The following is a 21,375-nucleotide window of genomic DNA, read 5'->3' as shown; positions in this document are numbered from 1 at the left end:
ATGGAACTTAAAGTTGATGTTTCACCTGAACTTTCAGGGACAGTCAAAGCCCCACCATCCAAGAGTTACACCCACAGGGCAGTCATAGTGGCGGCTCTTGCAGATGGCATATCAGAGATCAGGGACCCCCTTGTGGCAGAGGACACCCTCTCCTCAGTGGAGGCCTGCCGGGCATTCGGGGTTGACATAGAGGGCAATGAGAAATGGTCCGTCACCGGAAGCGGGGGTGAACTTGAAACACCCGACGATGTTGTATACCTTGGAAATTCAGGGACAACACTGCGCATCATGACCTCGGTGGCTGGCCTTGCAGAGAACTACACTGTACTCACCGGTGATGAGTCCCTCAGGACAAGACCCATGCAGCCCCTCCTGGACGCCCTCAAACCACTGGGTGTTGAGGCAGTATCCTCAAGGATGAACGGCCTCCCACCTGTTATTATAAAGGGAGGATTCAGGGGCGGTGAGACATCAATAGAGGGGAGTCTAAGTTCACAGTTCATATCCTCGATCCTCATAGCAGCACCCCTCTCAGAGGGCGTTGACCTGAAGGTTGAGGGGGAGTTCATATCAAGGCCCTACGTTGACATGACCCTTGATGTGATGGAGAAATTCTCTGTCCCGGTGGAATACTCTGATGGGGTATTCTCTGTTGAACCATCCAGGTACAGGGGAAGGACGTACACGGTTGAGGGTGACTACTCCTCTGCATCCTACCTTGCAGGGGCAGTTGCAGTTGCAGGCGGGGAGGTCAGAATCGAGAACCTCTTCAGGGATTCCAGGCAGGGCGACCGTATCATACTTGACATAATCAGTGAGATGGGGGCCGATGTTGTGGTGGGAGATAACCACGTGGTTGTATCATCCACAGGGGAACTTTCAGGTGTCCAGGCGGACCTCCATGACGCCCCGGACCTCCTCCCAACTGTAGCGGTCCTTGGGGCCCTTGCAGATGGACGAACCGAGATAAGGGGGGTTGAACATGCAAGGTACAAGGAAACAGACAGGATAAGGACATGCGCCACTGAACTTGGAAAACTGGGAGTGGATGTTAAGGAGCTGCGGGACGGCATGGTCATTGAGGGTGGTGTGAGGGGTGGAGTGGTCTCATCCCACGGCGACCACAGACTTGCAATGGCATTCACCCTCATAGGTCTCAGGGAGGGTATAACAATAATGGATGGTGAGGTCTTCAGTGTTTCGTTCCCTGATTTTCCAGAGAGGATGAGGTCAATTGGGTGTCGAATAAACCTCCCACAGCATTAAATATATAAAATATGGTACATAAAATAGGGACACAGCATTCAGACATTATACTTAACTATAAATGAGTGTGAGTTGATTATAATGAAAAATAAGGAGACAAAGGTTGTAATCTTCGGGGATTATGATACCGGTAAAACAACCACCCTTGAGCAGCTCTGTGATAAGATAACAAAGGTTGAGTACAAGGGCACAACACTGGCACTGGATTATGGTAACTGCATCGTTAACGGTGAGAAGATACACCTCTTTGCAACACCCGGCCACGAGAGGTTCAAGTTCATGCTTGAGATCATCTCCAATGGCCTTGATGCCGCCATAATAGTGGTGGATAACTCAAGGGGGGTAACCCTGGCTGAGAAGGAGATAATGGCAGAACTTGAGGAGAAAAACATCCCATACGTTGTGTTCTCAAATAAACAGGACCTTGATGATTCTGAACTTGAGATTGACAGGGATGTGGATGTTCTGCCCACCATTGCAACCGAGGGTGAGGGGCTGATGGACGGTCTTCAGCTTCTGCTCCAGAAACTTAACTGATTCTTTTTTCCGGTGGTATCCATCAGGGATATTGACAGGATAATGGAGGGTCTTAGGAGCCTCTACTCCCTCAGGGTCTTTGAGGACAGGGACCCCTACCGTGTCCTCATAAGAACAATACTCTCCCAGAGGACCCGGGACGAGAACACCGATGAGGCAACCGCCAGGCTGTTCTCTGAGTACCCCACCATGGAGGACGTTGCATATGCACCGGTTGAGAAATTGGAGCAGCTTGTAAGGAAGGCTGGCTTCTATCACGTCAAGGCACGGAGGATCAGGGAGGTTTCGCGGATTCTCCTTGAGGAATACGGGGGGAGGGTCCCTGATGACATTGATGAACTCCTTAAACTTCCAGGTGTTGGGAGGAAAACAGCAAACTGTGTACTTGTATATGCATTCAATAAGCCAGTGGTCCCTGTTGATACACATGTCCACAGGATATCAAACAGAATAGGCCTTGTGAACACCAGGACACCTGAGGAGACCGAGAGGGTCCTCATGGAGGTCATACCCAGGAAATACTGGATAGAACTCAATGACCTCATGGTCCAGTTCGGACAGGACATATGCAGGCCAGTGGGTCCGAGGCATGAGGAATGTCCCATTGCAGATGAATGCGACTACTATAAGAGCTTGATGGACGAAAGGGAAAAAACCTGATGTTTAGGAGTTAATATTTACTTTTTTCAGGCATTCATGAGGGGATACTTGATTAATTAAAATAAGATTAGAGTCAATCTATTCAAAATTAAAATCTAGAAGTCTAGTTTCTCAGAGCGTCACAGGAAAAAAATATCAATTTAATTGATTTTTTATTCCCTGAGGGATGCCACCTTCTCTGCAAAGGCTGATAAAACCTTCTTTGAGAGGCCCTCAATGTACTTGAGTGACCCTGCGCATTCATGTCCACCCCCATCGATCACCGCCTCAGGAATCTCCTCTGCCAGTTCCCAGACTATCTCGTTGAGGTTGAACCCGAATTTCTCATTCACAGCATCGGTTGCCCTTATAACCCCGAAGTCCGGTCCATAGGCAAGGGTGATTATTGGTGTCTCCTCGCCGTGCTTCTGGACCATGTAGTCATGGACGAAGCCGCAGGTCTTGCCGGGGGCAGGGAAGGTGAAGCGGTGTGAGTACTTCTCAACGTCAAGGACATTGAAGAGTATACCATTGGGGAGCATCGTGGATTTGAGGTTGGGTATCGCGGCCCGGAGCTGGGTATCAACCTTTCTCTCGTATTCCCTGTAGAGGGCGTCCACCAGTTTTTTGTGCTTATCAAGATTTCCAAGACCAAGGATGGTGTCTATTATGCCCCTTCCATTCATGAATCGGAGGTAAAAAGCCTCAAAGTCAACACAGGCGGCTATTTTTTCAAGCTCCTCCCGTTCATAGCCCCGCTCACCTGCGAGTTCAATGTAACCTTCGGCTTCAGGGGAGTTTGCATGGTCCCCCACAGCAGCAATGCCGGGGAGGTGCAGGATCCTCTCGGTGATCTCAGGGTTTATCATCTTGGCTATCTCCACTGAAAGGGCACCAGCCGTTATCTGGGAGTCCCCACCCACCAGGTATGGGTTCACGTGCACGTCAACGTATTCATCAACCTCCACCCTTCCATCGGTGACCTCACCCGGGTAGTGGTGGTCCACGACCACTATTTCGATGTCATAGATCTTTGCCTTCATGAGGGCGAGTATGTCCTCCTCTGTCGACCCGTTGTCAAGGAGCACAAGGAGGGGGAGTTTCTGCCCGTGCCTTTCCAGGTCCTCAAGTGCATAGGAAAGGTCCTTCACCACGTCCTCCAGTTCATAGAACGGGGCCTTACTTGGGGCCCTCTTGAAGTAGTGCCACTCTGCATCTGTGCTCGGGTTCAGTTCCCTCAGCAGGGGCACAACTGCCTTTTCTATGGCCACACCTGCACATATACCATCGGCGTCTGCATGGTGCCTTACCAGTATGGATCTTCCATCGTATATTGCCCTTCTTATGGCCTTGGCTGCTTCAATGAGTTTTGGCCTCAGTTTTTCAAGGGTTTCGCTTTCTATGAGGAGGTCCTTCCTCTTAGGTTCTGCCCTCCTGTCAATTGCCTCATCGATGAGCCTCCTTGCCTCAGCAGCATCCTTTCCTATGAGGCGTTCAATGGACTCTGATTCTATCTGGATCTTACCGGTGTGCTGGTTAACCTCACCTATAACCTCAACTATGTGTCCTATCTGGATGTGGGGGTAGACCCTTATGCCTGGCTCATCAAAGGCCGCTGCCCAGGTTGTCCCTGTCTCATCTGAGATTGTGAATATTGTTGGTCCTGAGGTCTGCTGTATCTGTATGACCTCACCCACTATTCTCACTGTTTTACCAAGACTCTTGGTGTCTATATCAGCTATTCTTGTCCTTGGGAGGTCCTTTTTTAATTTAACGATCTCATATGGTCCCTTTATACTGGCGGGTATCATGTCAACCTCGCCCTTATAGGGCTTCACATGGGATACCCTGACGAATATTTCGTCACCGATCCTGTGGTCAGGGAACAGGCCCCTCATGAGCCCCCAGACATGGCTGTTGAGGCTCACAAATACGCCATATTTTTCTATCCTCGTTATCTTCCCCCTGTATACGCTTCCGACCTCAAGGTCGTCGATGGTGCATGCAGGGTGGAGGACGTAGACGTGTTCCTTCTTCTGGCAGTCAGGGCAGTACTCGTCCCTGCCACTTATCCTCTTTCCACATGAGGGGCATATGTTAACCTCACCCTTACCCCCACAGGCGGGGCAGGGTTCCCTCACCTCGACCTCACCCTTTCCCCTGCATACCTCGCAGGGCACGTCATGGGCCTCCTCAAGGTCGAATCTCTGCCTTGCAGTGTTTGACACACCCTTGAAGTGGTCCTTAATATCCTCTGTTGATTGGTAGCCTGTCCCATGGCATGCGCTGCATATTTTGTAACTTTTAACACGGTAACCCTTACCCTTACATTCACTACATGACTGGATCATGGTATTCCTCATAGAAACGATTTATTTAATGATAAATAACAGGAACTTATTATATAATGGCGGTGTTCATTATTTATATTTGATTGTTGTGGAGCTGGAGGAATAACATGTCGGGGACATCACCCATAGTTGAGGGGATAATTAACTTTTTTGACAGGAGGAGACACCCATCAGGGGGTTACACACTATATGAGGGGCTTCCTGACTCTAAAAACACGTATTACGCCATAAAGTCCTTGGAGGTCATAGATTCTCTCCCAGATGATATCCGTAGAACCCTTGACTGGCTTGAGGAACTGCACTCAAGGGGTAGCTTCGCTGCCCAGGGACTTTTCTACAGGTGCAGTTTGCTGGCTGATTATGGCAGGGAGTTCCGGGTAAAAAAAGGTTTCTAGATCTTCTCAGAATGTCCTACAGGAAATCAAAGCTTGAAATAACGTATTACATGGATTCGGTCCTCCGTCTCCATGGCGAATACCTTGAGGGGGTCCCCAAATGGGTTCTTTCGCTTCAGAACGATGACGGCGGATTTGGAAGGTACGGGTCAGACATCATAAACACACACTTTGCAGTTGAGATACTGGAGGCCCATGGTGTTGGTTTCAGCAGGAAGGATGTGCTTGAATTTGCTGATTCCTGCTGGGGTGATGGTGGGTGGAACTTCACACCCCTATCCTATCCACCCTACCTTGAGACGGTTTACGCAGGATTCAGACTCAATGAGATCCTCAGGGGAAGGAAATATGACGTGGAGGACTTTATATTGAAACTGAGAAACCCTGATGGAGGGTTCAGGAGGTCACTTTATATGGGTATATCTGAACCGGAGTACACCTACAGGGCGGTTTATATGCTCTTCAGCGGGCGTTGAGTGATGATTATCATGTTCTGTTATAGGATTTACAAGCAGTTAAATTCGGAAGAGGAGGGAAATTCATTTTTCTGATGGGGCTTTATCATGAATAGGGCAACTAAATTCATAATCATACTTGGAATTGTGAGTCTCTTCGCAGACATGACCTATGAGGGTGCTAGGGGAATAACGGGACCATTCATGGCCTTTCTCGGTGCCAGCGCATTCATGGTTGGATTCGCGGCAGGGTTCGGTGAACTCTCCGGGTACCTCATAAGGTTCCTTTCAGGGTACGTCTCAGATAGAACCGGGAGGTACTGGTTCATAACATTTGCAGGCTACATTATCAACCTGATCGCCGTGCCTCTACTTGCATTTGCAGGTAACTGGCAGGTGGCGGTTCTCCTGATAATAATTGAGAGGGTGGGTAAGGGCCTCAGGACACCACCCAGGGATGCTATTTTATCATATGCCTCCTCCACTATGGGTCATGGAACTGGATTTGGGATACATGAGGCCCTCGACCAGATCGGGGCTGTTGCAGGACCTTTCATAGTTTTCCTGGTCCTGGCACTTGGTGGAGGGTTCAGGGAGGGGTTCCTGGTCCTTGCAGTTCCAGCGATCATGGCACTCTCAGTTCTAACTGCAGGTTACCTCCTCTTCCCACGTCCAGGTGAACTTGAAACCTCAACCCGGATCGATTACACGTCCTTCAGGGGATCCTACTGGATTTACATGCTCGCTGTATGTTTCATAGCCCTCGGTTACGCCGATTTTCCACTTGTGGGTTACCACCTTGGAGTGAGCGGGGTTCTGGAACCCTCAATGATTCCTGTCCTCTATTCCCTTGCCATGCTTACAGATGCCGTATCAGCGCTCATCTTCGGAAGGTACTTTGACAGGTATGGTTTCAGGGTTATGGCCCTCGCAGTATTCATATCCATGCTCTATGCCCCCCTAGCCTTCCTTGGCGGCTCACTGGCAGCGGTTACTGGCGCCGCACTCTGGGGTGTGGGTATGGGTGCCCAGGAGTCTGTTATGAGGGCTGCAGTCTCAAGGTTTTCCCCACCAGAGAGGAGGGGCTCAGCCTACGGGACTTTCAACATGGTGTTCGGGGTTGCCTGGTTTTCAGGAAGCCTTCTTATGGGTTACCTCTATGGTGTATGGATACCCGCGGTTGTCCTCTTCTCACTTGTAACTCAGTCGGCTGCCATAGCTGTAATAGCTGGTATTGAAAGGATGGAGGGGCAGGATTCTAGATAAAGGCAGGTGGTATTGAAAAGATGGGGGGAAGGTTCATTAGGTGAAGCAACCGCAAAACTTATATAAAATCAGTCTGAAAGTTCAATCTATAGGTGATGGAGTCCACCTTTAAACGCTTTTTCTGGCTGATGACTCCTGCAGAAAAAAATGTAGGAGGAGCTATCCTCCAGATGGAGGTATCAATTTGGAGTATGTTGCATTCAGCGTAGCTGTTATTATCTTACTTGGCCTTCTGTTCAGCAGAGTATTCAACCGTATCGGAATACCTGGAATCACGGGGATGCTTGTACTTGGCATGCTGATAGGTCCCCATGGACTTAACCTGATATCAAAGAGTATAATGGACGTTTCACCGGACCTCAGGGTCATAGCACTCATAATAATCCTCCTGAGGGCTGGTTTCGGTATAAACCTTGAAAGCCTCAGAAAGGTGGGTATGACGGCAGTTAAGATGAGTTTCATACCCGACGTGGTTGAGGGGTTCGCTGTGATGTTCGCGGCCCACTACATACTGGGGCTTCCACTCATAGAGGCGGGTATCCTTGGTTTTGTTATAGCCGCGGTTTCACCTGCGGTTATAGTCCCACAGATGCTATCCTTCATTGAGAGGAGGATGGGGACAGCCAAGGGTATACCCACCATTATACTCACAGGTGCATCTGTGGATGACGTTGTTTCAATAACCCTCTTCTCGGTGTTCCTGGGAATGTATCAGGGACAGCAGGTTAACTTCCTTGTGGAGGCCCTGGGGGTTCCGATGTCCATTCTGACAGGTATAGTTGCAGGTCTTGCCCTTGGCCTTGCCCTGGTGTATCTCTTCAGGAAATTTGAGATAAGAAACACTGAGAAGACGCTTATCATCCTGGGCGCTGCAATACTTCTTAAAAATGCAGGGGATATACTCAGTGCACATGTCCCGATAGCCGCACTCGTTGGCGTGATGGTAACAGGGCTTGTTATACTTGAGAGGATGCCTGAGACAGGACTCAAGCTCTCTGAGAAATTCAACAAGGTATGGATATTTGCAGAGATACTGCTCTTCGTGCTTGTGGGGGCAGCGGTTGACGTTAAACTCATATTCCAGGTGGGGCTCCTGGGACTTGCGGTGATAGTCCTGGGACTTGCAGCAAGGAGCATGGGTGTGCTCCTGGCACTCAGGGGCTCCAACCTTAATTTGAGGGAAAAAGTATTCTGCATAGCAGCATACATACCAAAAGCTACTGTGCAGGCAGCTGTGGGTGCCATACCCCTTGCTGCGGGGGTTGCAGCGGGTCAAACAATACTCGCAATGGCGGTGCTTGCCATACTTTTCACAGCACCTGTGGGATCGCTGGCTGTTAGAATCACAGGGGAAAGGTTCCTGGAGGTTGAAGGGACCCAGGTTGAAGGGACCCCATAAGGGGACCTGAACCTTTCAGTTTATAAAAAGTGTGTACTGTGGGTTAACTGAACCTCTCAGGATTTTTATTTACAATTTCCTGTCTTTTTCTTTCAAATTCCTTTGCACTCAGCATGTAACCATTTGCAAGTTCTATATTGGAGTTCCCGCTCTCGGTATCGTTCAGTGTGAACATCTGTATGGCATTCTTAAGCTGGTAGGTGGCGTTGAGTTTTGCCTCCAGCTCAGAGACCAGTAGTTCGATGTAGTTGACCACTATGGGGTCACCTGCATCCTTAGCATGACCCAGGGCCTCGGATGCAAGGCTCCTTGCGGAACTGTACTCACTCTCTGCAAGTTCACACTTTGAAAGCGCCTCGTCCAGTTTGAAGCTGTTTGCTGCAAGTGCTGATTCATTGAAATAAGCATCACCCTTCTTTATATGATCATTTATCTGGGGGGTAAGCTGGTTGATGCTGCTGTTCCCTGAAGTTATGCATCCACTCACACTCACGGTAAGAAGAAGGAGTGCAATAAGATAGATCCGCTTCATGGAGAGGATTTTATAATTTGAAAAATAAAAGTTTTGGGTTTATGGGCTCAGTTTTTTTTGGCAGTTATGGAGCCAGATGGTCTGTAACTATGGGGTTTATGGTGTCAGGATTCTTCACTGGTATGGAGTCAGATAATCTGTAAATTAATCTTCACTCACTGTCCATGTGCTGAATCAGGGCTATCCTCACCCCATTGGGGTCCTCTATGAATGCAAGTTTTCCCACCGTTATGGGTGTTGGTTCCATTACAACCTTTGCCCCACGGGATCTCAGCTCCCTGAGTGTGACTTCAAGGTCATCAACGTCCATTCCCACCGAGAATAACCCCTGTTTATTGATGGGATTCCTTATGAGCTCCACCATGGTTTCCCCATCACCCCTGAGGAGGGTTATCTCACCATGATCTCCGAGGTCATAGTGGCTATCCACCTCAAAACCCATGACATCCCTGTAAAATCGGACGGATTCATCCATATCTTCAACTATCATGGTTATGTATTTAATTTTCATAAATAAAGCCTCCTTCCATAAAAACTCTCTAGAGGATCCCGTACATACTAATACATGCCCAGATACTTCTTATTTAAATTTAGAGCAGCAAAATTCATTCTATGGATTAATTTAAGGGTTGATTGGACCATCTCAGTACCAGAGTCCATGTATATTGCAGTAGGCCCTCACCATGAACTCTGAGTCAGGGTCAACAGGGAATTCAGCCTCTGGCCTGTCACCTGGACTGAGATCCCTCCTGTGGACCTCCTCCCCTGCTATGACCTCTACCCACTGTATGTGATGGTTCTCCTCCATTGGGTGGGGTACCTCACCAATTTTAACCCTGATCCCATCGCCGCTCCTCTCAACAACGGGCACGTGCTTTTCAGGGCCAACATCTGTCCTTCTTGCAACGAGGAGCTCCATTGGCTGGTTGCAGCATACAAGCTGACCCGCACCGGGGTTGAGCACCTCAACGATGTTTCCGCAGACGTTGCACCGGAATATCTGGTTCCTTTCTGTCATGTGGCTTCCCTTCTAGTACTCCTCACATTTCACCTGGAAGTACCTGGCGGGGTGGTCACATGATGGACACTTCTCTGGTGGCTCTGTACCCTCATGGACGTAGCCACACTTCCTGCAGACCCAGACCACAGGTTCATCCTTCCTGTAAACTTTGCCTGTTTCAACAAGTTTAAGGAGCTTTCTGTAACGTTCCTCGTGGTGCTTCTCTGCCTCTCCTATCGCCCTGAGCCTCTTGGCAATCTCAGGGTACCCCTCCTCCTCTGCAACATCGGCAAATTCAGGGTACATTTCGCTGTTCTCGTAGTGCTCACCTGCAATGGCAGCTATCAGGTTCTCATCGGTACTTCCAAGTATGAGGGGAGCCTCGGCATCCACAACAGTGGACTCGGGCTCATCCCCTGCTTCCTCTCTGAGTTGATTTATGAGGCGGAAGAGCCACTTGGCGTGTTCCCTCTCATTGTCCGCGGTGGTCAGGAATATCTCGGATATCTGCTCGAATCCCTCCTTCTTTGCAATTTTCGCATAGAAGGTGTACCTGTTCCTTGCCTGGCTTTCACCAATGAAGGCCTTTGTAAGGTTCTCCAGGGTCCTTTTCATTTTTTTCACCCATCTAATATATGCCATCAACTCATATTTAATCCTTTCATTTTATGTTCCCTGGCTGTGAACCTAACCGCTCTGACCCCTGAAGCTGAATGTCTTGGCGTTGAGGGCCACTATGACAGTACTTACAGACATGAGTATGGCCCCCATGGCTGGCGTCAGGATAAGGCCCTGACCATACAGCACCCCAGCAGCAAGGGGGAGGGCTATGACGTTGTAACCTGTGGCCCAGATCAGGTTCTCCTTCATCTTGCTGTAGGTGGCCGATGCAAGGTCCATGAGGTCAACAACATCCAGGGGGTTGCTCCTCACAAGCACCACATCCGCACTTTCGATCGCCACGTCGGTCCCGGCCCCTATGGCTATTCCTATATCTGCCTGTGCAAGGGCCGGGGCGTCGTTGACACCATCCCCCACCACGGCAACCCTGAGTCCATCGTCCTGCAGCCCCCTTATGACCTCATATTTCTCCTGGGGGATGAGTTCTGCCTGGTATTCTTCAATGCCAAGTTCTGAGGCAACCCACTCGGCGACCCTCTGGCTGTCACCGGTTAACATCAGGCACCTTACACCCCTTGATTTGAGAATCCTAGTGGCCTCCCTTGCCTCTGGGCGTATGACATCTGCAAGGGCAATGCAGCCCTTCAGTTCATCATTCACGGTTACAAAGACCGTGGTTTTTGGCTGCTCCATGAGTTCATCAACCCGGGGGTCCTTAACCATGAGTCCGAGTTCCTCTGTGTAACTGTAGCTGAGTACCTTCACCCTTGATCCGTTCACATGCCCCATGACGCCCCTTCCACCTATCGCCGCAAAGTTCTCCACAGGGAGCACCTCATCCACGGCCTCAACTATGCCCCTGGCTATGGGGTGACTGGAGGCTGACTCAACGGCTGCAGCATAGGATAGTATTTCCCCTTCATCCATTTCAGGGTCAAAGGATATGACATCGGTTATTCCCAGCTCACCAACAGTCAGTGTCCCTGTCTTGTCAAAGACAACAACATCAGGGTTCATGGCGTTTTCGAAGGCTTTCCGGTTCCTTATGAGTATCCCCCTTCCTGCTGAGATTGCGGTGGAGACCGCTATCACAAGGGGTATTGCAAGTCCCAGGGCATGGGGGCAGGCGGTGACCATGACCGTCACTGACCTTTCAAGTGAGAAGAAGGCTCCCATACCAATTGCGTACCACGCTGTGAATGTGATAGCCCCCCCTGTAAGGGCGACAAGGGTTAACCAGAATGCCGCCCTGTCTGCCAGCACCTGCGTTCTTGTCCTTCCCTCCTGGGCCGTTCCCACAAGCTGGATTATCTGGGAAATGAATGATTCCTCACCAACACGCTCCACCTCCACGGTTAGGGAGCCTCCGGTGTTGATGGAACCCCCAATAACCAGGTCACCAGGGGATTTTCTGATGGGAACGGACTCCCCTGTGAGCAGCGCCTCATTTACATGGGACTCCCCCTTTATCACGGTTCCATCAGTGGGTATCTTCTCCGCTGACCTCACAAGCACAATGTCACCTGGTTTGAGGTCGGCCACATCAACATCCTCAACCTTCCCGTCGACCAGGAGGTGGGCCTTCTTGGGGATGAGCCTTGCAAGCCTCTCAATGGCCCCTGAGGCGCTCCGGACGGATCTCATCTCGATCCAGTGCCCCAGTAGCATGACGTCAATAAGGGTTACAAGTTCAACGAAGAATACCATACCCTCAAGGCCCGCCAGTACCCCCAGGCTGTAGATGTACGCCATGGTTATGGCCACTGCGATGAGGGTCATCATACCGGGGGTTCGGGATGAGATCTCCCTCAGGGATCCCCTCAGGAAGGGGTAGCCCCCATAGAAGAAGATGATGGAGGATATAATCAGAACAACGAATTCACTACCCTCAAAGCTTACCAGAACAGTCCCTGTTGGCAGTTCACCAAGCAGGATAACAGGGATGGTAAGTAGGAGGCATACAATGAACCGCCTCCTGTATTCCATTTCATGGTGTCTGTGCATCTCCATCCTAGATCACCCCCAAGTGTTCCATGACGTCTCTGGGATCATTCAGCGGGGGGTAGCATCTGCTGCCATCACAGAGGTAGTAGGCGCAGCCCTCAGGCGGGGCCCTCTTACCCCTAAGGTGTGGGGGTGCAATGGGCCAGTCACGGGGCATAACGGTCATGGTGAAGTCAGGTATCAGTTTCTTCATGAGCTCCACGGGTATAACGGGGTTTCCGCTGCATACGACGGTGAGTGACCTCCCTCCACTGATGGCCCACTCTAAATTGGAGAGGAGGAATGTGTGGGCTGCCGGTGCAGATTCAACATCACCGGCAAAGGCCCTCATCACGCCCCTGGCAGATTCTGTTAGATCATCATCCTCGAGGATGCCTCCCAGCCTCAGGAGGTTAAGCATCTGCACAGAGTTTCCTGAGGGTATAGCACCATCAGTCGCATCCATGGGTCTTACTATTAGCTTGGGGTCATCGGTTAAATAGAATCCACCATCAGGGGCACCGAATCTATCCTCAAGGGATTCTGATAGTTCAAGGGCCATCTCAACGTAACCCTCCCTGAAGGTCGCATCATGCAACTCAAGGAGGCCCCAGATGAGGAATGCGTAATCATCGAGCTTTCCGTCTATTCCAGCCTCCGAGTCACGGTAGCGGTGAAGAAGCTCACCATCCACGTGTAGGTTGTCCATGATGAATTTGAGGCATCTCTCTGCGGCGGCCAGGGCCTCTTCGCTGTCGAGGATCCTCCCACACGCTGCAAGGGCCCCAAGCATAAGGCCGTTCCAGTCAGTTAATATCTTATCATCCAGGGCGGGGGTCGGCCGCTCCATCCTCCTCTCAAGGAGGTGCCTCCTTGCATTCTCTATGATCTCATTGAGCTCATCAAGTGTGAGGTTGAACTCATCTGCAACCCTCCATGGGGAGCCAATGTGGAGTATGTTCTCCCCCCTCACATCACCTGCAAAGTTTCCATCCTCAAGGACGTTGAAGTAGCGCATTACAACGTTTGCGTCATCCCCCAGGACCTCGCGTATCTCAGAGGCCCTCCAGAGGTAGTACTTACCCTCAACTCCCTCACTCTCGGCATCCTCTGCTGAATAGAAAGCCCCCTCAGGGGACTGGAGGTTTCCAAGAACGTATTCAACAATCTCAAGGGCGGTTTTTTTGTAGAGATCATCACAGGTAACCTGGAAGGCCTCCAGGTAGGCTTTCAGTATCAGTGCCTGATCATAGAGCATCTTCTCAAAGTGTGGCACAGTCCAGGTGGGTTCAACCGCGTATCTGTGGAATCCGTAGCCCAGCTGGTCATATATGCCCCCGTACCTCATCCTCCTTAGGGTAAGGTTAACCATCCTCAGGGCCTCATCGTCCCCTCGCCTCAGGTGATACCTCAGGAGGAAGTAGATGTTGTGGGGTGTCGGGAACTTCTGGTAGGACCCGAAGCCGCCGTTCCGGGTATCGAAGTTCCTCCTTAGATACTCATATGCTGCATCCACGGTTTCAGGTTTGAGTTTGGATGCTTTCGCCACAGACTTTTTAAGGGCACTGACAACATCCCTGGCAGTTTTTACTATTCCATCAGGGTCGTTCTTCCAGAGCAGAACCACCCTTTCGAGGATTGTCCTGAGGCCTGGTACACCGCCCCGGTCGTCGGGCGGGAAGTAGGTTCCTGCAAAGAATGGTTCCCCCTCAGGTGTCATGATGATGGTGAGGGGCCAGCCACCTGTCCCGGTCATCATCTGGCAGACCTTCATGTATATGGCGTCGATGTCAGGGCGCTCCTCCCTATCAACCTTGACAGCCACAAAGTTTTCATTGAGTATGTCTGCGATTTCAGGGTCCTCAAAGGATTCCCGTGCCATCACATGGCACCAGTGACATGTCGAGTAGCCTATGGATAGAAATATGGGTTTTTCTTCCTCCCCTGCCAGCTGGAATGCCTCATCCCCCCACGGGTACCAGTTAACAGGGTTGTGGGCATGCTGAAGCAGGTAGGGACTCTTCTCATTTATCAGAGAATTAGTGAATTCTTTACCTTTCATTTCCTCCCCTCAACATCAATTATGTTGATCCGGCTTTATTAATATTAAGAGGCGTTTGCTGGTGAGGATTCGAATCATTTATTATTTCCCCAATCAAATATGGTACCTGTTGGTGATCCACAATGAGTCTCATCATAACATACATAAGTACCAGGGGATGCGTGATAGCAGGAGACAAACGCAGAATAGCCTACTTTGGGGATAAATCAAAGAGGGAAAAGCTTGAAGAGGAACTATACAGTGGGAAGATAAAGAGTGACGATGAACTCCACAGAAGGGCGTCGGAGCTTGGTGTCAGTATAAAGGTCACAGATGACACAGCCAAGGTGAGAAGCCTGGGGGATGTGGTTGTTGGGGAGATAAGCCAGAAAACCCCATTCGAGACAAAGAGGAGAAGGATATACGCAACAACAGGGGCCTATCAGATAATAGATCTCACAGGCTCAAGGATAACCAGCATGGAGAAGGGTGAAACTGCGATAATCGTCTTCGGAAATAAGGTGGCCAAGGAACTGACAAACAGGTTCCTTAAGAAGAGGTGGAAGACAAAGACGACCCTCAAGGAGGTTGAAAATCTTTTCAGGGAACTCATGGATTACGTTTCATCCAGAACCCCCTCAGTTGGCAGTAAATATGATATCTTCATGAAGAGTCCCTCACTGGATAAAAGGAGCGCACATAAGCTTCTCAGCGATACAATCGTTAGGGACGTCCGGCTCCTCCAGAAGTGGAGGGCTAAACTTAAACAAGAGATGCTTGATCGCAGAGAGGAGATGAAACTGGCATCCAGAATACTCACTGAGGGGGAGGTTGGCCGTGTAATCAGTCAGGACGGCAACCATGTTGAGGTGAAACTTTCAGATGGTGTCGAGGCCTACGACACCAGATGGAAACGTGTTGCAGGCCCCGGTGAGAATGTTCTCATGAGGCTCTCAGACGATGTTGCGGTGGCTGCAGGTGAGGGGGTCGCTGTGAGGAACGAGAACCTCTGCGTGGACGGCAGGGACATAAAACTTGAGTGCGACGTCATAATCTGCCGCACTGAGGAATAGACTTTTAAGAAATCGTCAGGGGGATAGATTTTTATAATCTCCCCCCATTACATAGATAGGTGATATAAAATGAGGCTAACATTTCTGGGGAGTGGTGGCGGACGATTTCGCCACCATAACACAGAAGAGGATGACCGGTGGACTTAGAATTGATGGATTCGGTGGAATGAACATCCATGTGGATCCCGGTCCGGGTGCCCTTGTGAGGTCCTACCAGTTCGATGCTGACCCCAGAAAACTGGATGCAGTCATGGTCTCACATTCACATACGGACCATTACACCGACGCCGAGGTACTCATAGAGGCGATGACAAGAGGGATGACCCGCCAGAATGGGACTGTTGTGGGTAGTGTGAGTGTCATAGATGGCTACAGGGACTGGGGTCCCTGCATATCAGATTATCACAAGAGAAAATCTCGCTGCCTGACACTATCCCCCGGCGAGACCGTGGAGATAGGGGAGATTGAGGTGATGGGTACAGGGACCGTGCATGGAGACCCCACAGGGGTGGGATTCAAACTGAGGGCCGGTGATCTTACAGTATCCTACACATCGGATACAGAATACTTTGATGGGCTCTCAGAATACCACAGGGATGCGGATGTTCTCATAGCAAGCGTCATAAGGCCCGGGAACGACCATATAAGGGGTCACATGTGCACCGATGACTTCATAAAACTCGTTGAGGAGGTTGAACCGGGACTTGCGGTGATGAGCCACCTTGGAATGAAGATGATACTCAATGACCCTGAAATGGAGGCATTCAGGGTTCAGGAGGTCACAGGGATCCGTACACTGGCAGCGAGGGATGGGATGAAAATTGAACTGGATGAGAGCGGCATTTTTAACATGATCCGCTGATTTTGCCTGAGATGGTGCGGAAGGGTGAGAACCTGGGGCACCAAAAAATTTTATATAATAAAAATGCATTAATTCTTGACATGCCCCGGTAGCTTAGGTGGGAGAGCGCGGGATTCGTAATCCCGAGGTCGCGGGTTCAATCCCCGCTCGGGGCTCTTATTTTTTCATGGAATGGTTCGGTCAGAAGGGCTCCAACCAGGAGTCCGAGGGCTATTGCAATCACCGTCATTGAAAAGAGTGTTATCTCGGCAATGGAGGTCAGGTAGTTCTTTCCAAGGAGATTGGCAAGTCCTATGAACCCTATGGACCCCGGTGCAAGGAACCAGAAGGCAGGGTAGAGCGTGACAAAGTGGGGGGTTTTACTAGCCATCTCAATGGCCCTAGCCACCAGTGTCATGGAGAGGGCACCCAGAAAGGCCCCAAGAAGCCCTCCTCCAATGGTGTTTCCAAGCTGCTGACCAACAAGTGCCGTGTAGAGCACAAGGAGTATCCAGGGAAAATCGCTTCTGTAAACCGATAGGAAGAGGTATATTCCAGCCGCAAAGAGCACAGCGCCAATGTAGGGACTGTAACTAAGTGTTGAAATTTTGATTGCCGCGAATTCCTCCTGGGGAAATCCATTGATCTGCATACCCATCAGAACACCGAATACCAGGAGCAGAAGGAGCATACAGCCGTATATCACCCTGCTGGACCCTGATACGAGTTCACCGCTTGCAAGTTCATATATGCCCGTTGTGAGGGTGACCCCCGGGATGAAGTATATGAGTGGGGGTACAATGAGGGTGAGGTTACCTGTGACGGCCCCCGCCCTTATCAGAAAGAATGCAACACCTGAAACCGTGAAGGAGGCGAGTACAGGCATGATTAGGGAGAGCCTCCTGTTACCATAACCCAGCACTATCAGCGCACCTGATATTACGCTCAGAAGGGAGGAATAGACAACAAGGTTCAGATCAGGCTGTATCAGGAAGGCTATCCCCACTGAGAGGAGCAGGTACCCGAGGAACATCCCGTAGCGCCCGAACCTGTGGGGTCCACCCACTATTTCCCTGAGTTCATCAAGTGCGTCGCTGATTTCGGTCCCGCCTGACCTGACAGCGTCAATGAGCCTGTAAATCTTTGTAACTTGGTGGAGAGGCATCACACCTGGTGACTGGGCTGCAAGGCTCATCCGTGATGTCTCCCCGCCAGCCTTGATTATCAACATGGTTGGGAGGACCGAAACCTCAACCTCCACATTCTGTGACTCTGCAATGCCTCTTAAAATTCTTTCAGTCTCAGAAACAGAGTTTCCTGAGGCTATAAGCGCCCTGCTGAGTTCCTCAAGGAATTCAACCAGTTTATCCGTCATTTTCCTTCTTGCTTATATCTGTGGGGTGGATGAAACCGGCCCTTATCATGTGGTCTGCAAGGACCATCGCGACTGCGGCCTCGGCCACAGGCACAACCCTCGGGCATATGCAGGGGTCGTGCCTTCCATGGATCTCAATCCCGGTCTCCTCCATCATCTCAAGGTCGACGCTTCTCTGGGGCAGCGATATTGATGGTGTGGGCTTCACAGCTATCCTTGCAGTTATGGGCATGCCGCTGGATATACCCCCGAGTATACCCCCTGAGGTGTTGGTGGTTGTCCTTATTTCACCGCCAGAGATGTAGAACTCGTCGTTTATTTCACTGGCATGGTGCTCTGCAACCTCAAATCCCATTCCTATCTCCACACCCTTCACAGCCCCGATACCCATGAGTGCGGCTGCGAGTTCAGCGTCAAGTTTACTGAAGACAGGGTCTCCAAGCCCGGCGGGCACCCCCAGCGCCACAACCTCAACGACTCCGCCAATGGAGTCACCCATTTCCTTAGCATCAAGGATGGCTTTCTCCATCAATCTGGCCGCAGCGGGATCAGCACATCTAACAGGGTTTCTCTCTGCGTACTCCCCTATCAGTTTCAGGTTTACCCGGTCTGCCCTGATGTCACCCACCTGTACCACGTGTGCGTTCACCTGGATACCATGGGTTCCGATGAGTTTCTTTGCAACCGCCCCGCCAATCACGTGTCCAATGGTTACCCTTCCACTTCCACGGCCACCTCCACGGTGGTCATAGTGGCCGAACCTGACCCTCCAGGTGTAGTCGCCGTGGCCGGGTCTTGGCACCGACTTGAGGTTACTGTAACTTGCAGAGTCAACGTCACGGTTCCTGACAATTCCTGCTATGGGGGTCCCGTCTGTTTTACCCTCGAATATCCCTGAAAGTATCTCAACCCTGTCCATTTCACCCCTGGGGGTAGTTAAACTGCTCGTACCGGGTCTTCTCCTGTCTAGTTCCCTCTGGATGTCCTCTTCACTCAGTTTAAGGCCTGCGGGGCAGCCATCGATAACCGCCCCAAGTGCAGGTCCATGGCTGGACCCGAAGGTTGTAACCCTGAATACTTTGCCGGTACTGTTCCCAGCCACCGAATCACCACCATGAGTTATGAATTCATCAACCTAATCCCTTGAGGGGAGCATGGGTATTAACCATCCAACGAAGCTATCAACACTTCTTGTCTGCATGTAAACGGTTCCTGTACCTTCAAATTCGGCTACAAGTCCCTCTCCACTGAGAAATGTGCTTTTAAGTCCTCCGATCTTTCGCACATGGAAGTCAAGGCCCTCTGTGAAGGCTACGATGTGGCCTGTGTCCACAACGAACCTCTCATTCACAAGTTCCCTGTGGTATATTGCCCCGAAACTTGAGAGGAATATGGGTCCAGAGGCCCTCAGTTTAAGCAGGAAGAGGCCCTCACTTCCGAAGAATGTTTTGAAACCCCCAAATTTTGTATCTATCTCCACATCCTCTGAAGCCGCCATGAATGAACCGCTCTGAGCATAGACTGTTTCATGGGTTTCGATGACCTCAACATCCCCCGGGTATGATGGTGCAAGCTGTATCTCACCCCTCCCCTGGGAACGGAAGGTGTTGAGGAAGACACTTTCCCCCCCAAGCATGGATCTCTTAACAGCCCCCAGAAGACCCCCTGTTTCGGTCTGGATCTCTATGTTGGAGCTCATACTCACCATTGCACCGGCCTCTGCCTTTATGGCTTCACCGCTTTCAAGCTGGATATTGACCATACTGTAACTTGGTCTGTGTATAATTTCATATTTCATGCAGTTATCTGTGTAGTTTTTAATTAATAAACTGATCAGCTGAAGCCGATGTGTGCAGATTTTTCAGAGAATTGGTTAACTGATTTCCCTAAGTCCATGTGTTTGTGGATCTAGAACCTGAAGAGCATGCAGGGGTGTCGCACGGCATGTTATTCAGGCATCTTGAGTAGCTGCAACACATCCACATGCTATCAGTGCATGTAACCTAAACCTTTAACTGTGGTCTCCATACTTATCCCTATACATGAAGGTGCTCAGGGATATCTACAGTGTGCTCATGGAACTCTATGGCCCCCAGGGGTGGTGGCCCCTCCTTGATAGGGATACCCTCAAACTCAGGTACCACCCTGGCGACTACACCCTGCCCTCATCTGAGAGGGAGATCTTTGAGGTGATGGCAGGGGCAATACTCACCCAGAACACGTCCTGGGACTCTGCCGCAGCTGCACTCCGCAACCTTGCATCAATGAATGTCCTTGAACCTGAGGGTATACTTGCAGCTGAGGACGATGAACTTGAGGGCGCCCTCAGATGTGCCGGTTTCTACAGACAGAAGGCATCATACCTGAGAGAGATTTCAGAGTTCTTCATATCCCTCGAGGGCGCCACACCATCCAGGAAGGAGCTTCTGGGGGTAAGGGGTGTTGGATATGAGACCGCAGACTCCATCCTCCTCTATGGATACAGAAAACCTGAATTCGTGGTTGATGCATACACAAGGAGGATATTATCCCATACTGGCATTATAGGGGGAGATGAGGGCTATTCGGTGATAAAGGAGATCTTTGAAGAAAACCTTGAACCTGATTTCAGGGTCTTCCAGGAGTACCATGCCCTCATTGTAAGGCACGGAAAACTGTATTACCGGGGGCGGGTTCATGGTGAGGGGGATCCCCTCCCACAGAGACTCTATGGTGATTCAGGTGATTGATTTCACTGATCTGAGCATTGCAATAATAAAAAGAACCTTCCACAGGAGATTCGAACTTGCCAGGATCACTGAAAGGTCAGATACCTTCAGGAAAATTGTTAAGAGATTGTTTTTTGAGGGGGACGATATACAGGTCATACCCAGGGACGGGTCGGTTGAGGTAAACAGGAGTTTCCAGCTACCAGAGAACACTGCACTGCCATCAGATGTTCTAAGGAGGATGATACTTCGGTCAAAGCACATATTCAGGATGGACTTCTGCATATGCAGGGTTTCCTCGGGATGCAGTGACTACCCCCACGATCTTGGCTGCCTCTTCCTGGGTCCAGGGGCACTCAGGATATCAGATAAGGTCGGTAGCATCATATCAAAGGAGGAGGCCCTTGAACACATTGAAAGGTGCAGGGAGGCGGGTCTGGTCCACATAATAGGTAGAAACAGGATAGACTCTGTCTGGCTCAATTCGGGCCCATACGATGAATTACTTTCTGTCTGCAACTGCTGTGAATGCTGCTGTCTCTGGAGGATGACACCCCTCCTCTCTGAGGACATAGCATCGTCCATAACACCAATGGAGGGTGTCAGTATCTTAAAGGACGCTAAAAGCTGTGTTCTTTGCGGGCGCTGTGAGGAGGCATGTTTTACAGGTGCCATCAGTGAAGGGGGAGAACACCATGATACCGGGAGGTGCCTCATATGCGGAAGATGCGTTGAGAGATGCCCCAAAGATGCCCTGAAAATAGTTATGGATCCTGATGCTGTTGATGAGGCAGTAATGAGGGTTGAGGTCCTTGTGGACGTGGAATCATGATTTCAATGAACCTACTTCAGGCCGGTACAGCATAATGGCGTTATGTTTTTTAGAGGTGAAA

Annotated in this window: 21 protein-coding genes, 1 tRNA gene and 1 riboswitch; of the genes, 12 read left to right on the top strand and 10 right to left on the bottom strand. The window is 50.4% G+C overall.

Annotation, left to right across the window (positions count from 1 at the left end):
* The 3 genes from aroA to MTBMA_RS05655 all read left to right on the top strand — a co-directional run bounded on the left by aroA (position 1) and on the right by MTBMA_RS05655 (position 2,463).
* Positions 1 to 1,266: a 3-phosphoshikimate 1-carboxyvinyltransferase gene (aroA, locus tag MTBMA_RS05665; RefSeq protein WP_013295976.1), complete on the top strand. Its 1,266-nt coding sequence runs from the start codon at positions 1 to 3 to the stop codon at positions 1,264 to 1,266.
* Between the two features lie 81 nt (positions 1,267 to 1,347).
* Complete coding sequence (locus tag MTBMA_RS05660) at positions 1,348 to 1,803, top strand: GTP-binding protein (protein WP_013295975.1); 456 nt, start codon at positions 1,348 to 1,350, stop codon at positions 1,801 to 1,803.
* 42 nt (positions 1,804 to 1,845) lie between these two features.
* A complete protein-coding gene (locus tag MTBMA_RS05655) occupies positions 1,846 to 2,463 on the top strand; it encodes an endonuclease III domain-containing protein (protein WP_048901292.1) in 618 nt (205 codons plus the stop codon).
* Between the two features lie 152 nt (positions 2,464 to 2,615).
* On the opposite strand, the gene MTBMA_RS05650 is transcribed toward MTBMA_RS05655, so the two are convergent.
* Positions 2,616 to 4,793, bottom strand: a complete 2,178-nt coding sequence (locus MTBMA_RS05650; protein ID WP_013295973.1) for a DHH family phosphoesterase — start codon at positions 4,791 to 4,793, stop codon at positions 2,616 to 2,618.
* 107 nt (positions 4,794 to 4,900) lie between these two features.
* Between MTBMA_RS05650 and MTBMA_RS05645 the strand changes: the two genes are divergently transcribed.
* The 4 genes from MTBMA_RS05645 (at position 4,901) to MTBMA_RS05630 (ending at position 8,308) form a co-directional block, all read left to right on the top strand.
* The gene (locus MTBMA_RS05645) at positions 4,901 to 5,188 is read left to right on the top strand and encodes a hypothetical protein (RefSeq protein ID WP_013295972.1); all 288 of its coding nucleotides are present in this window, start codon (positions 4,901 to 4,903) and stop codon (positions 5,186 to 5,188) included.
* An 11-nt stretch (positions 5,189 to 5,199) separates the two neighbouring features.
* A complete protein-coding gene (locus MTBMA_RS05640) occupies positions 5,200 to 5,664 on the top strand; it encodes a prenyltransferase/squalene oxidase repeat-containing protein (RefSeq protein WP_013295971.1) in 465 nt (154 codons plus the stop codon).
* A gap of 87 nt (positions 5,665 to 5,751) precedes the next feature.
* Positions 5,752 to 6,909, top strand: coding sequence for an MFS transporter (locus MTBMA_RS05635; RefSeq protein WP_013295970.1), 1,158 nt, complete (start codon positions 5,752 to 5,754; stop codon positions 6,907 to 6,909).
* 82 nt (positions 6,910 to 6,991) lie between these two features.
* Positions 6,992 to 7,054: riboswitch (Fluoride riboswitch) on the top strand.
* A 39-nt stretch (positions 7,055 to 7,093) separates the two neighbouring features.
* Positions 7,094 to 8,308 (top strand): cation:proton antiporter, encoded by a 1,215-nt coding sequence (locus MTBMA_RS05630; protein ID WP_013295969.1) that lies wholly within the window; start codon positions 7,094 to 7,096, stop codon positions 8,306 to 8,308.
* A gap of 43 nt (positions 8,309 to 8,351) precedes the next feature.
* On the opposite strand, the gene MTBMA_RS05625 is transcribed toward MTBMA_RS05630, so the two are convergent.
* The 6 genes from MTBMA_RS05625 to MTBMA_RS05600 form a co-directional block, all read right to left on the bottom strand.
* Entirely contained in the window at positions 8,352 to 8,840 is a 489-nt protein-coding gene (locus MTBMA_RS05625; protein WP_013295968.1) for a hypothetical protein, read from the bottom strand.
* Between the two features lie 151 nt (positions 8,841 to 8,991).
* Positions 8,992 to 9,351, bottom strand: a complete 360-nt coding sequence (locus MTBMA_RS05620) for a VOC family protein (RefSeq protein ID WP_013295967.1) — start codon at positions 9,349 to 9,351, stop codon at positions 8,992 to 8,994.
* Between the two features lie 132 nt (positions 9,352 to 9,483).
* Positions 9,484 to 9,858 carry a desulfoferrodoxin gene (locus MTBMA_RS05615; RefSeq protein ID WP_013295966.1) on the bottom strand — a complete coding sequence of 125 codons (375 nt, stop codon included), beginning with the start codon at positions 9,856 to 9,858 and terminating at the stop codon, positions 9,484 to 9,486.
* Positions 9,859 to 9,870: 12 nt separating this feature from the next.
* The gene (rbr, locus tag MTBMA_RS05610) at positions 9,871 to 10,455 is read right to left on the bottom strand and encodes a rubrerythrin (RefSeq protein WP_013295965.1); all 585 of its coding nucleotides are present in this window, start codon (positions 10,453 to 10,455) and stop codon (positions 9,871 to 9,873) included.
* A gap of 72 nt (positions 10,456 to 10,527) precedes the next feature.
* Entirely contained in the window at positions 10,528 to 12,471 is a 1,944-nt protein-coding gene (locus MTBMA_RS05605; RefSeq protein WP_048901213.1) for a copper-translocating P-type ATPase, read from the bottom strand.
* Position 12,472: 1 nt separating this feature from the next.
* A complete protein-coding gene (locus MTBMA_RS05600) occupies positions 12,473 to 14,506 on the bottom strand; it encodes a thioredoxin domain-containing protein (RefSeq protein WP_013295963.1) in 2,034 nt (677 codons plus the stop codon).
* A gap of 122 nt (positions 14,507 to 14,628) precedes the next feature.
* On the opposite strand from MTBMA_RS05600, the gene MTBMA_RS05595 reads away from it, so the two are divergent.
* The 3 genes from MTBMA_RS05595 (at position 14,629) to MTBMA_RS05585 (ending at position 16,575) form a co-directional block, all read left to right on the top strand.
* A complete protein-coding gene (locus tag MTBMA_RS05595) occupies positions 14,629 to 15,558 on the top strand; it encodes a DUF2121 family protein (protein ID WP_013295962.1) in 930 nt (309 codons plus the stop codon).
* 94 nt (positions 15,559 to 15,652) lie between these two features.
* A complete protein-coding gene (locus MTBMA_RS05590) occupies positions 15,653 to 16,420 on the top strand; it encodes an MBL fold metallo-hydrolase (RefSeq protein ID WP_013295961.1) in 768 nt (255 codons plus the stop codon).
* An 82-nt stretch (positions 16,421 to 16,502) separates the two neighbouring features.
* A tRNA-Thr gene (locus MTBMA_RS05585) sits at positions 16,503 to 16,575 on the top strand.
* Here the strand turns inward: MTBMA_RS05585 and MTBMA_RS08910 are convergent.
* Genes MTBMA_RS08910 through MTBMA_RS05570 form a run of 3 tightly spaced genes read right to left on the bottom strand, consistent with a single transcriptional unit; the run spans position 16,557 to position 19,572 of the window.
* A complete protein-coding gene (locus tag MTBMA_RS08910; protein WP_013295960.1) occupies positions 16,557 to 17,774 on the bottom strand; it encodes a threonine/serine exporter family protein in 1,218 nt (405 codons plus the stop codon). The two genes, MTBMA_RS05585 and MTBMA_RS08910, sit on opposite strands and share 19 nt — an antisense overlap.
* Positions 17,764 to 18,876 carry a chorismate synthase gene (gene aroC, locus MTBMA_RS05575; protein ID WP_013295959.1) on the bottom strand — a complete coding sequence of 371 codons (1,113 nt, stop codon included), beginning with the start codon at positions 18,874 to 18,876 and terminating at the stop codon, positions 17,764 to 17,766. The genes MTBMA_RS08910 and aroC overlap by 11 nt, the downstream gene beginning before the upstream one ends.
* A 33-nt stretch (positions 18,877 to 18,909) precedes the next feature.
* Positions 18,910 to 19,572, bottom strand: a complete 663-nt coding sequence (locus tag MTBMA_RS05570; protein WP_013295958.1) for a TIGR00266 family protein — start codon at positions 19,570 to 19,572, stop codon at positions 18,910 to 18,912.
* 244 nt (positions 19,573 to 19,816) lie between these two features.
* Between MTBMA_RS05570 and MTBMA_RS05565 the strand changes: the two genes are divergently transcribed.
* Both MTBMA_RS05565 and MTBMA_RS05560 read left to right on the top strand, forming a co-directional pair.
* Entirely contained in the window at positions 19,817 to 20,503 is a 687-nt protein-coding gene (locus tag MTBMA_RS05565; RefSeq protein WP_013295957.1) for an endonuclease III domain-containing protein, read from the top strand.
* Positions 20,496 to 21,314, top strand: a complete 819-nt coding sequence (locus MTBMA_RS05560; protein WP_013295956.1) for a DUF362 domain-containing protein — start codon at positions 20,496 to 20,498, stop codon at positions 21,312 to 21,314. The genes MTBMA_RS05565 and MTBMA_RS05560 overlap by 8 nt, the downstream gene beginning before the upstream one ends.
* The last annotated feature ends 61 nt before the right edge of the window (positions 21,315 to 21,375 follow it).

The sequence above is a fragment of the Methanothermobacter marburgensis str. Marburg genome, assembly GCF_000145295.1.
GTDB classification, from domain to species: Archaea; Methanobacteriota; Methanobacteria; order Methanobacteriales; family Methanothermobacteraceae; genus Methanothermobacter; species Methanothermobacter marburgensis.
Note: the sequence above shows the minus strand (reverse complement) of the source record. Positions and strands in the feature narration are given on the sequence as shown.